The following is a 12466-nucleotide window of genomic DNA, read 5'->3' as shown; positions in this document are numbered from 1 at the left end:
ATCGAAACAAAAAGTGATTTATTATGTATAGCAATAAATTTCAGGACTATTTACAAACACAATTGAATGACTTGGCAGAGCAAGGGTTGTTCAAAAAAGAGCGCATCATTGCTTCTCCACAAAGTGCCGAAATTACATTAGAAAACGGTAAAACGTTATTAAATTTTTGTGCCAACAACTATTTAGGACTATCTGATAACAAAGAAGTAATTACAGCATCTCAAAAAATGTTAGATGACCGTGGATACGGAATGTCATCGGTTCGTTTTATCTGTGGTACTCAAGATATTCACAAACAATTGGAAAAGAAAATTGCCGACTTCTTAGGAATGGAAGATACTATTCTTTATGCTGCTGCTTTCGATGCAAATGGAGGTGTTTTCGAGCCGTTGTTTACAGAAGAAGATGCAATTATTTCTGACGAATTAAACCATGCTTCCATTATTGACGGAGTTCGTTTATGTAAAGCTGCCCGCTACCGCTACAAAAACAACAATATGGCCGATTTAGAAGCTCAGTTAATTGCGGCTTCTGAAAAAAATCATCGTTTCAAAATTATTGTAACAGACGGCGTTTTCTCTATGGACGGTATTGTTGCTGACTTAAAAGGAGTTTGTGATTTAGCTGATAAATATGACGCTTTGGTCATGGTAGATGATTCTCACGCAACAGGTTTCATTGGAAAAACAGGTCGTGGAACCCACGAACATAATGAAGTAATTGGACGTGTAGATATCATTACATCTACTTTAGGTAAAGCTTTAGGTGGAGCCATGGGAGGATTTACTTCCGGTAAAAAAGAAGTAATCGAAATGTTACGCCAAAAATCTCGTCCTTATTTATTCTCGAACTCTTTGGCTCCTGGAATTGTTGGTGCTGCTTTACAAGTGTTAGAAATGTTAGAAAAAGACACTTCTTTACGTGATAAAGTTATGTGGAACGCCGACTATTTCCGTAAAGGAATGGTTGCTGCTGGTTTTGATATTCCGGAAGGTGATGCTGCAATTGTACCAGTTATGTTGTACGATGCAAAATTATCTCAAGTAATGGCAGATAAATTATTGGATGAAGGTGTATATGTCATCGGATTCTTTTTCCCTGTTGTTCCTCGTGATAAGGCACGTATTCGTGTTCAATTATCTGCTGCACATACAAAAGAACAATTGGATCATACGATTACTGCTTTTACAAAAGTTGGTAAAGAATTAGGAGTGATTAAATAAGAATCTCTTTTATTCAATATTATATTAGCGACTATTTTTAGTCGCTTTTTTTATATACTTAATCTATGCTTTTCAAAAACAAAACATATCAATTAACGACAAATCTTTCTGAACAAGAGGTTTTTAGAATTCTAAGATATAATACAACAGAGGAACAATTAATGCGTTTTACAAAACCGAAGACATTTTTCATAAGCCTTTATATTTTTGTAACGAGTATTTTTCTAATCTTTGCCTCAATTATGATTGTAAATGACAATCTTCATCCTAAAGCAATTATTCTGATTCCTTTTCCTATTTTATTTTTTGGTGTACTTATTTACCAAGTTAACACTTCTGATAGCAAGAATGAATCAATCAATTTTCTTGAAAAACTATTTCAAACGAAAATACATCAAATTAAATAGCAGCGCCACGAATTGTCTTTCAAAATCCTTATTTTTACAACAACTCAACGAAAGAAAATTTCAAAATGGCTCAATTCATCGAAAATGTTGTAAGGGATTTAATACAGAATCAGACCAATTTTATTCAAACCACTTTAGTTTTACCGGGCAAACGTCCGATGTTATTTTTTAGAGAAGCATTTCAGCGTCAATCGCAAAATATTATCCTTCCTAAAATGAAAAGTATTGAGGAACTGATGAGTGAGCTTTCCGGTTTAGAAATTATTTCGGGGATTAACCTTTGGTTCAAGGCATATCAAGCTTACAAAAAAGTAGTCCAAAAGCCTGATTCTTTTGAAGACTTCATCAAATGGGGACCAACTGTCCTGAAAGATTTTGACGACATTGATGCTTCTTTACAGCCTGCTCACAAAGTTTTGGATTATTTGATTTCAGTTGAACGAATTAACCAATGGGGAGATGGAAAAATTGAAATTGGTAAAAATGAAATCATTCAAAATCATTTAACTTTTTGGGGAATCGTTTCTAAGTTATATTTCCAACTGCAACAAGATTTACTTGATTCGAAAGAAGGATATGCCGGAATGGTTTTTAGAATCGCAAGCGAAAAAGTAAATGAAATTATCGAAAACAGTACTTCTCATTATATTTTTGCCGGTTTCAATGCCTTGACAAAAGCCGAACAAGCGCTTATTTTCAAATTAGAAAAAGAAAATTTAGCAACATTGTATTGGGACGTTGATGCCTATTATTACGAAAATCCAAATCAAGAAGCCGGATCTTTTCTGAGAAAATATAAAGAAAAAATAAAACCAATTAACTGGATTGTAGATGAATTTTCAAAACCGAAGAATCTACATACCATTGGAGTTGCAAAACAAGTTGGGCAAGCGAAATATGTTGCTGATTTAATCCGTCATTTAAATGAAGAGGAAATTAAAAATACTGCTTTAATTTTAGCTGATGAGTCTATTCTTCCTGCTATTCTTAATTCTTTACCCGAAAATATTACACACCTGAATATTTCAATGGGAATTCCATTACGTTCAGTTCCTTTGGCACAATTCTTTAAATCTATTTTCGAATTACAGATGAACAGTGAGAAATTAGGAAAGGGAACATTATTTTATTTTAAAAATGTTTTACAAATTCTCGAAAATAAAACCTTATCTCAATACAGCTCCGATAAAAGCAGGGATTTAGCACACGATATTCGCACACAGAATCGTATTTTCAATTCTCCAAACTCTGTTCAAAATTCATTAGACGAATCTATTTTTAAAAGCCTGTTCCATATCCCTGCAAGTATAACTGCGTTTATTCATCATTTAAAAAATTGGACTGATGAGTTATTGCATCATCCTACAATGAATGATTTGTTGACCAAAGAATATTTATTCTTTTTTAAGAAAGTATTCAATCAACTGCATGAAAACCTCCTGCAGGTAAATGATATCAAAGACTATAGAACATTGTTTTTATTGTACAACAAAATCGTTTCTTCAGAATCTATTTCCTTCATTGGTGAACCTTTGAAAGGTTTACAATTAATGGGGCTGTTGGAAACACGTTTGTTAAATTTTGATCACATCATCATGACTTCTGTGAATGATGAAATATTACCTTTGGGAAGGCAAAATAATACGTTTATTCCTTATGACATTCGCAAACAAATGAAATTGAATACCTTTACAGAGAATGATTCAATTTATGCGTATCACTTTTATCGTTTAATTCAACGCGCTAAAAATGCTTATTTTGTTTATGATACAGAAGCTGACGGAATGGGTTCCGGAGAAAAATCGCGTTTTTTGGCCCAAATAAAATTTGAAAGTAAACATCCTATAAAAGAATCATTTGCCGCACCAAGTTTCATTACAAAACCATTGAAAGATATCATTGTTCCTAAAACAGACGAAACAATGAAAAAACTTTGGGATTGGGCAAATTACGGAATCTCACCTTCTTCACTTTCTACTTATTTACGAAATCCGTTGGATTTTTATGAACAACGAATTTTCAATGTAAATGAAGTGGAAGAAGCAGAGGAAACTGTTAGTGCAAAAACCTTGGGAAATATAGTGCATGGAGCATTAGAAGAGCTGTACTTACCTTATTTGAATCGTATTCTACATGAAAATGATTTTAAATCGATTGAAAAAGAAAAAAACAAAACGCTTCAAGAGCATTTCCGAAAAGAATACAAAGACGGTCATCTGGATAAAGGTCCCAATTATTTGATTTACAAAATAGCTGAGCGAATTGTTGACGGTGTGTTATCCAAAGATGTTAAAACAGCAAAAGAAAATGAATTCATCATTCGGGCTTTGGAAAGCAAACACGATGTCGATTTTACGCTAACAAATGGTCAACTTGTAAAATTAAAAGGAGTTATTGATCGAATTGATTCGGTGAATGATCAATTGCGGATTATAGATTATAAAACAGGGTATGCAAAAGAAATTTCTGTTAAAACAGAAGAAATTGAAACAGTGTATCAAAAAGAAGAGAAAGCTAAACAATTGCAATTGATCTTTTATGCTCATTTGTTTTATGCCGATAAAAAAAATCTGGATAAAGAAATTGAATTGTGCATTTATCCCATAAAATTTCCGAACAAAGAACTGATAAAGCTTGCTGTTGATAAAAATACTACCATTGATTATTCGATTGTAGAAAACTCAACCGAGCCAATGTCAAAATTAATTGAAGAAATTCTAAACCAAGAAATTCCATTCAAACAACCGGAATAGTACTCAATACACCATATTACTACCCTTTGTAAAGGCTAGATATAAAGGGTTTTATAATTTAATTGGCGTATAAATTCATTTATATTCTTAATATTTTATTAAAAAACAGTAGTTTTGGAAAAGTTTAAAATCGCATAATGAAAAACAATAAACTTTTTATAGCTATTATTATTGCCTTACTAATTGGTGTTGCTGTTGGTGGATATGTACATTATAATACATCTCCGGAATTTATTAAAACATTTTCAACTAATATCAAACTTCTTGGTACTGTATTTATTCGTTTAATCCAAATGATTATTGCTCCTTTAGTCTTCTCAACATTGGTTGTAGGAATTGCTAAAATGGGGGATATGAAAATGGTAGGACGCGTTGGAGGACGCGCTTTAGGATGGTTTATAACTGCTTCATTAACATCTTTGGTCATCGGGTGTATTGTTGTAAATGTTATGAAACCCGGAGAAGGAATCAACATCGAAATGGATGCAAGTTCTGCTCAAGACTTACTAAAAGGTCAGGCCTCTCTTACATTAGAACATTTCATTACACATATGATTCCTAAATCTGTTTTTGAATCTTTTGCTACAAATGAAATCTTACAAATTGTCGTTTTCTCAATTTTCTTTGGTGTAGCTATGGCTGCATATGGTAAAGAAGGAGAAATGATTACGAAAGCATTGGATAAAATTTCACATATCGTTTTAATCATGGTTGGTTATGTTATGTGGACGGCACCTTTAGGTGTTTTAGGAACAATTGCTGCTGCTATTGCAACTTACGGATTTGGAATTTTTGCATTATATGTAAAATATTTAATTGCTTTCGTCATAGGTATTGCTCTTTTATGGTTGGTATTATGTATCGTGGGGTACTTTATTTTAGGAAATCGTTTGTTCGATTTGTTAAGACATATTAAAGCTCCTTTATTAATTGCTTTTTCTACAACTTCATCAGAAGCTGTATTCCCTAAACTAGTGGAAGAATTAGAAAAATTCGGTGCCCAAAAGAAAATCATTTCATTTACATTACCTCTTGGTTATTCTTTCAATTTAGATGGCTCTATGATGTACATGACATTTGCGTCTTTGTTCATTGCGCAAGTTTATGGCATCCATATGCCAATAGAAAAGCAAGTCTTGATGTTACTTGTATTAATGTTAACTTCTAAGGGGGTTGCAGGTGTTCCAAGAGCTTCCTTAATTGTGGTGGTTGCAACTTGTTCAATGTTCGGAATTCCACCTGAGGGTATTGCTTTAATCTTACCTATCGACCATTTTTGTGATATGGCTCGTTCGATGACAAATGTTCTTGGAAATGCTTTATCTACAGTAGCTGTTGATAAATGGGAAGGACATATTGCTGTTGAGCAAGAATACATTCATAATGAAGATAAACACATCTAGAATATAACATAAAAAAAACGACTTCTTTAAGTCGTTTTTTTTATGTTACAATTCGTTGTACTTCGGAAATTTTGGATCTACAATTCTTTTCAATTCCGGATGCTTCTTAATGTAAGCAAAAACATAAGGACAATAAGGAAATAACGAATTATGGTGCTCTTCCAGGTAAACCAATGTTTTCTCTACTAAAGCTGATGCGACACCTCTTCCTCCTAACTCTTCAGGAACTTCAGTGTGAATTAACTTGATGATATCTGCATCTTGCTTATAATCAATAAAAGCTATAAATCCGTCAACATCTAATTCAAATCGTGATGTCGATTCATTTTTTATAACTTGTAAAGGAATTAATTCTTCATTCATAGTTTTAAAATTTTATAGTACAATAATCCGTAAAATACCTCATAAGATGATTGACATACATCAAAAAAGCAACCAAAAAATTGATTGCTTTTACTTCTACTTTTTAAACTTTACACAGATTTTAATTCAATTAGTGTGATTTCCGGCCAAACTCCTACTCTACCAGGATAAAAATGATAGCCGAATCCTCTGTTTACGTTAATAATTTTTCCTTCAAAATCATAAAAACCTGCCCATTGAGGATAAATATACTGTGCCGGGCTCCAGCGTAAACCAATCTTCGGTACTTCAATTCCTAATTGCATGCCGTGTGTATGCCCTGATAAAGTTAAATCGTAATGTTTGGGATGATTTTTTATAATTTCATTCCAATGCGAAGGATCATGCGACATGACTATTTTAAAATCATCAAAATTAACCTGACGAGATGCCAAATCAATATCTCCTAATTTTTTGAATCGTGTTCCCCAGTTCTGAACACCAATCAGTGCTATTTTTTCATTATTCTTTGTAATAAATCTACTTTCGTTCAGAAGTAATTTCATTCCAATTTTTGGAAAAATGGCTTTTATTTTCTCAAAGTTTTCTTGTTTCTCTTCTTCTGTTTTCCAATCCGAATATTCACCATAATCATGATTTCCTAACACTGCAAAATTTCCATATGGCGCTTGCTTTATTTTTGAAAAAACATCATACCATTTCTCCATTTCCCAATGAAAATTATTCACAATATCTCCCGTAAACAATAAGATATCAAATTCTTGCTGGTTAATTAAATCAACAGCATATTCAATTTTTTCACGATTATCCAAACTTCCCGAATGTATATCGGTAATATGCAACACCTTAAAACCATCAAAAGATTTGGGTAAACGTTGGTAAACCAGTTTTTTTTTGATGACTTTGAAATTATATTTTCCTAATGTCATTCCATAAATCAAACTAAAAAACGGGATAGAAGCTACTGTCAATCCAGAAATCATGACAAATTTTCGTCGAGACGGTAAATAAGAATCTTCTTCCGATTGGCGGTTTGCAATTCGATTTACAAACCATCCTAAACCTCTGAAAATATCTTGGATTAAAAAGAATATAAATTGAATTAAACGTGGAAATCCGAACAGCATAAACAAGCCAGTTGCCCACATCGTCGTTTGAGTCTGTCCAACATTTCGATCAAAAAAGACCAAATTATATCCAAAATTACACAAAACAGCAATCCAAGCTAAAACATTGGACCAAATAAAAAATTTATTCTTGATAAATTTTCTGAAGTTAAAAAACAAATAAATTTCAAGTATGATTGAAATGATAATTAGCGTTATGACACTATTTATGAACATTTTTTGAGTGATTTTGAACAAAAATAAAACAATTCCCAAGATAAATAGTTTTTCATCAGATTCTTAACAGAACATTATAAAAATTATAAATGATTCAGCGCGAAACTTTGTAGGAGAAAGATGTAACTTTGTCAAACATTTTTAAGCATAAATTATGGAAAACAGACTACCTGTAACGGTACTTTCCGGGTTTCTTGGAAGCGGAAAAACAACACTTCTCAATCATATATTACACAATAAAAAAGGCCTAAAAGTAGCCGTTATCGTAAACGATATGGGCGCTGTAAATATCGATGCTCAAATGATTGCACGTGAAAATGATTTAATTCAAACTGATGAAAAGTTAGTCGAATTGAGTAATGGTTGCGTTTGCTGTGAATTGCGTGAAGATTTGATTGTTGAAATTGAAAAATTAGCTCAATCTGGAAAATACGATTATTTAGTCATTGAAAGTTCCGGTATTTCTGATCCCGGGCCTATTGCTCAATCCTTAGATTTTGTTTCTCCTGATGGAACTATCGATTTGCCAAAAGTTGCTCGTTTAGATACTTTAGCGACAGTTGTTGATGCCTACAATTTCTTTAAAAATTTAGGAACTGACGAAGATGTTTTTGATCGTGGGTTTACCGCTAACAGAGAAGATAATCGCCCTATCGTAAATCTTTTAATTGATCAAATCGAGTTTTCGAATGTGATTATTTTAAATAAAATGGATTTGGTGGAGGAAGAAACTCTACTAAATATTGAAGCCTTTGTCTCAAAATTAAATCCTACGGCTAAAATTATCCCGACAAGTTTTGCCCATATTGAATTATCCGAAATTTTAAATACAAATCTGTTCGATTTCGAAAAAATTCAGGATATGGATGCTTGGGTAAAATTACTGGAAGAGCAAGAAAATGAAGAACATCACCACCATCATGATCACGAATGTGGAGAGCATTGTACTCATGAACATCACGATCATTTAGAAGAAAAATATGGAATGACTTCTTTTGTGTATCGTCAAAAAATTCCATTTCACGCAGAACGTTTTTTAACGTATTTGAATGATCATTTTCCAGCAACTATTTACCGTTCTAAAGGTTTATTTTGGTTAGCCAACCGTCCGGATGAAGCTATTTTCTTGAGTCAAGCCGGTGGAAGTATCCGCATTGATCCTGCAGGAGCATGGTGGTGCTCGATGCCGTATGACGAACGTATTCAGTTTGCGGCTTATCAATTTAACCAAAAACAAATAGATGCAAAGTGGTCGAAAGAATGGGGAGATCGAATTATCGAACTTGTTTTCATAGGACAAGGTTTGGAGAAAGAAAAAATCACACAAGAGTTAAATTCCTGCTTGTTAAATGAACAGGAGATTGCTGAATGGCAAACGAAATATAATTAAAATGAAAAAACCACTTCAATTATGAAGTGGTTTTTTCATTTTAAAATTTTCAAGAAAAGATGTCTACTACTTTTGCTTTTCAAACATGTCAGCAATTTTTTACCATACACTTTCTTATATCACATCCAACGAAGCCAGGTTCTTCATTTCTTCAATCCATTCTTTTCTATCTTCTTCATCCAACTCACAAAGAGGTCCGATAAAATCACTTTGAATAGAAGATACCCCGCAGTATTCCAAAATCCCCTTTTTTAACTGTACAAGTCCGCTTGACTTGTATATCTCTTCATACTCCTCAATGGATAAATCACCTGCCGTTGTGATTATTCTGCCTGTCTTTCCTTTTAATAATCCTTCACTCTCTCCCTCTTTATTGTGTTTGAAAGTAATTCCCGGAAGAAAAGCCCTATCAAAAAATCCTTTCATAATTGCAGGCATACCAAGCCACCAGACAGGATGTATCCAAACCTGATGTTCACTCCATTGTATGTCTTCCAATGCCTTTACCAGTTCCGGTTCAAGCTCCATTCTCTGTTGATAACCAAATTGTAGGTTTGGGTTAAAATCCAGCTCTCCGATAGCAATGTATCGTACTTGCGAACCGAGACTTAAAGCCGAGTTTATATAAGAGTGTGCAATAGCACTGTTAAAACTTTCTTTGTTGGGATGTCCATTAATAACGACTATCTTTTTCATTTCCCTTGATTTAAAATTTGTTTAAATAGTTTTACTTGTTTTTCATAAAAAGTGTCTGATAACTGACAGGGGAAAAAATCAAAAGCATGTACAGCTCTCTTTATTTCCAGTAGGTTGACCGATACATTCGCATCCTTTAATTTTTGAGCATACAATTTTCCTTCATCTTTTAACGGATCAAATTCACACACAATAATAGTTGCATCCGGTAATTTTTTGAAATTGTCTTCCAGTAATGGAACGCCATATTTTGGAGGATTACTTATTTTTTCCTGTAGGTAATACTTCCACATCCATTTTGCTGATGTTTTTGTCTGCATAGGAGCGTTCGCTAATTGATCCATAGACAGAGTTGTCAAAAGGTGGCTTACAGGAGGGTACAGTAAATACTGATGTCGAATTACAGCTTGCTTTCTGTCTCTCGTCAAATGGGTGATAGATGCAGCAATTGTAGCTCCGGCGCTGCTTCCTCCTATAAGGATATTGTTTTTACTCCCACCGATTTGATTGCCATATTTAGATAGCCACAATAACACTTCATAACCATCTTCTATCCCAGCCGGAAATGGATGTTCAGGAGCCAGTCGATAATCCACCGAAACAATCAACATACCAATATCCAGAGCCAACTTGAAGAATATAAAATCGTATTGTTCAGGTGTGCCATATATAAAAGCCCCTCCATGAAAATATAACAATATGGGTAGGTTTTTCCCCCCTTTAGGTCTGTATATTCTCAACCTTATTTTTCTTGATTTTTCAGAAGAAGAAATTTCGATATTTTTAACATCAAGCTGTTTCGGAATACCAGCAGGTACTTCATTTAAGGATACCCTCCTTTCCTCTTCTCTAATTTTTGCAGGATTATTTTTTAACAGGTTTTCGTAATCTATAACATTAAACGGGCTATTCGAGACAGCCTCCCAAAGTGCTGAATCTATATTTTTAATTATTCTTTGCATCGCTAAATATTTTACAGTTTGACCACTATTTTTCCTACTGTATGTCCTGTCTCAATTTGCAAATGAGCATGTGCCATTTCATCAAAATCAAATACATGGGATACATGTGGTTTTAACACTCCCTTTTCCAATAGAGATGCGATATGCTGCATATCTCGTCCACTGGAATAAACAGACATAAAATAACAAGCGTGCAGGTGTTTCTCCTGAGCCTTTAATTCATCCTCTTTGGTGTGTCCGGATGGCAATGTGACAATAGTTCCGAAAGGTTTTAGTGCCTGTACTGATTTCCGGAAATTAATGCCTCCTATCGTTTCCAATACAAAATCAATATCTTGTACGGTTTTTTCAAAGTAAACATTTCTGTAATCAATGAATTCGTCTGCTCCTAATCCCATCACAAACGCTCTATTAGAGCTTGATGAAGTAGCAATAACATAAGCTCCTATATGCTTAGCTATCTGTACAGCAAAATGCCCAACACCTCCTGAAGCAGCATGAATAAGAACTTTATCCTTAAATCTTAACTTACCATAACTATCGAAAGCCTGCCAAGCAGTTAGCGCAGCCAATGTGCTGGCTGCTGCTTCCACATGACTGATATTTTTAGGTTTTAAAGTAAGATGTTCTATCGGAGCAGCTACATATTCGGCATAGGCTCTTCCGTGTCCCACAAAATTAATCATCCCAAATACTTCATCTCCGATATTAAATTGTTTAACTTCTTTTCCGATTTCTGTTATTGTTCCCGAAATATCCCAACCTAAAATCAACGGATTATAGTTTGCTAAATCTTCTGCTAATGGAGCTTGTCGATTGCGAACTTTTATATCAACAGGATTAATACCGATGGCTTTCACCTTAATCAGTACTTCATTTATTTTTATTACAGGCTTTTCAATTTCTTTGTAAAGAAGGTTTTCGACACCTCCAAAATTTTTCAATACAATTGCTTTCATTTTGTCATCCATTTGATTTAGTAAAAATAGACCGAAAAATAAGCTATAAACAGGTACATTTAGAGCTTATTTAGGTATCTTTACTCTATGGCAAGAGAAAATATTTATCAATCACTTGAAGTTTTCTACGAGAAAGTAGACGAATGCCCTTTACGTGATAGGCAATTTAATTTTTTTGAATTAGTTTACGTGATTTCTGGTACGGGTCATCATACTGTCAACGGCAATAAGCTTGCTTATCTCGCAGGAGATTTATTTCTTATAACACCTAAAGACTGTCACGAATTCGATTTGGAGGGGACATGCGAATTTATGGTCATACGCTTCGGTGAAAGATATATACGAGAATATCAATGGAAAAGCATAGACCATATCGAATGCTTGTTGTATTATGCATCTCACTTATCGGGTTCTGTGCTTGTAAATAATGACGACAAAAATATGGTGGGTTCATTGATAGTGCATTTAAGAAAGGCAACTGAACATGAATCTGTGTATTCGGAGGATCTGGTTCGTCATTTGGTAAATGCTGTCATTGTTATTTCAGCCAGAAATATTGCCATCATCAAACCACAAAACATTACTCCGAATACAGACGTTCGTTTGTTGCAAATATTGGATTATATACAGGAAAATATACGTCGACCCGAACTTTTAAGGATTGCTGTAATTGCAGAAAACTTTGGATTGTCTCCGACCTACCTTGGTAGTTATTTCCGTAAGCAATGCGATGAATCTATACAGCACTATATTTCTTCTTACCGAATTCGATTGATTGAACACCGGCTACGTTTCAGTGATAAAAGAGTTCATGAAATAGCCGATGAGTTTGGGTTCGCCGATGAAAGTCATATAAACAAATTCTTCAAAAGACATAAGGGATTAAGTCTAAAAGGATATAGATATACTTTATCTGCTACTTAATCTATTATCTCTGTATTTCTGTTTTTTTATACTCCTTTAACCG

10 protein-coding genes are annotated in these 12466 nt (G+C 33.9%); 5 read left to right on the top strand and 5 right to left on the bottom strand.

Annotation, left to right across the window (positions count from 1 at the left end; genetic code table 11):
- The first annotated feature begins 23 nt into the window (after positions 1-23).
- The 3 genes from kbl to H277_RS0115015 all read left to right on the top strand — a co-directional run bounded on the left by kbl (position 24) and on the right by H277_RS0115015 (position 5786).
- Positions 24-1223, top strand: coding sequence for a glycine C-acetyltransferase (gene kbl / locus H277_RS0115030; protein WP_019976440.1), 1200 nt, complete (start codon positions 24-26; stop codon positions 1221-1223).
- Between the two features lie 472 nt (positions 1224-1695).
- Complete coding sequence (locus H277_RS0115020; RefSeq protein WP_019976438.1) at positions 1696-4383, top strand: PD-(D/E)XK nuclease family protein; 2688 nt, start codon at positions 1696-1698, stop codon at positions 4381-4383.
- A 137-nt stretch (positions 4384-4520) separates the two neighbouring features.
- Positions 4521-5786 (top strand): dicarboxylate/amino acid:cation symporter, encoded by a 1266-nt coding sequence (locus H277_RS0115015; protein ID WP_019976437.1) that lies wholly within the window; start codon positions 4521-4523, stop codon positions 5784-5786.
- A gap of 45 nt (positions 5787-5831) precedes the next feature.
- Here the strand turns inward: H277_RS0115015 and H277_RS0115010 are convergent, their stop codons facing one another.
- Both H277_RS0115010 and H277_RS0115005 read right to left on the bottom strand, forming a co-directional pair.
- Complete coding sequence (locus H277_RS0115010) at positions 5832-6149, bottom strand: GNAT family N-acetyltransferase (RefSeq protein WP_019976436.1); 318 nt, start codon at positions 6147-6149, stop codon at positions 5832-5834.
- Positions 6150-6259: 110 nt separating this feature from the next.
- Positions 6260-7492 carry a metallophosphoesterase gene (locus tag H277_RS0115005; RefSeq protein WP_019976435.1) on the bottom strand — a complete coding sequence of 411 codons (1233 nt, stop codon included), beginning with the start codon at positions 7490-7492 and terminating at the stop codon, positions 6260-6262.
- A gap of 154 nt (positions 7493-7646) precedes the next feature.
- On the opposite strand from H277_RS0115005, the gene H277_RS0115000 reads away from it, so the two are divergent.
- A complete protein-coding gene (locus H277_RS0115000) occupies positions 7647-8882 on the top strand; it encodes a GTP-binding protein (RefSeq protein ID WP_019976434.1) in 1236 nt (411 codons plus the stop codon).
- A 114-nt stretch (positions 8883-8996) separates the two neighbouring features.
- On the opposite strand, the gene H277_RS0114995 is transcribed toward H277_RS0115000, so the two are convergent.
- From H277_RS0114995 to H277_RS0114985, 3 genes are read right to left on the bottom strand one after another with little or no spacing between them, the layout of a single operon-like run.
- Entirely contained in the window at positions 8997-9578 is a 582-nt protein-coding gene (locus tag H277_RS0114995) for an NAD(P)H-dependent oxidoreductase (RefSeq protein ID WP_019976433.1), read from the bottom strand.
- Positions 9575-10540 carry an alpha/beta hydrolase gene (locus tag H277_RS0114990; protein WP_019976432.1) on the bottom strand — a complete coding sequence of 322 codons (966 nt, stop codon included), beginning with the start codon at positions 10538-10540 and terminating at the stop codon, positions 9575-9577. Before H277_RS0114990 ends, H277_RS0114995 begins: the two co-directional genes overlap by 4 nt.
- Positions 10541-10551: 11 nt before the next feature.
- Positions 10552-11499: an NADP-dependent oxidoreductase gene (locus tag H277_RS0114985; RefSeq protein WP_026357635.1), complete on the bottom strand. Its 948-nt coding sequence runs from the start codon at positions 11497-11499 to the stop codon at positions 10552-10554.
- Between the two features lie 87 nt (positions 11500-11586).
- Here H277_RS0114985 and H277_RS0114980 point away from each other — a divergent pair, with 87 nt between their 5' ends.
- Positions 11587-12423, top strand: a complete 837-nt coding sequence (locus tag H277_RS0114980) for an AraC family transcriptional regulator (RefSeq protein ID WP_019976430.1) — start codon at positions 11587-11589, stop codon at positions 12421-12423.
- Positions 12424-12466: the final 43 nt, after the last annotated feature.

The organism is Empedobacter brevis NBRC 14943 = ATCC 43319 (genome assembly GCF_000382425.1).
Classification (GTDB): Bacteria; Bacteroidota; Bacteroidia; order Flavobacteriales; family Weeksellaceae; genus Empedobacter; species Empedobacter brevis.
This window is presented reverse-complemented; position numbering and strand designations above follow the sequence as displayed.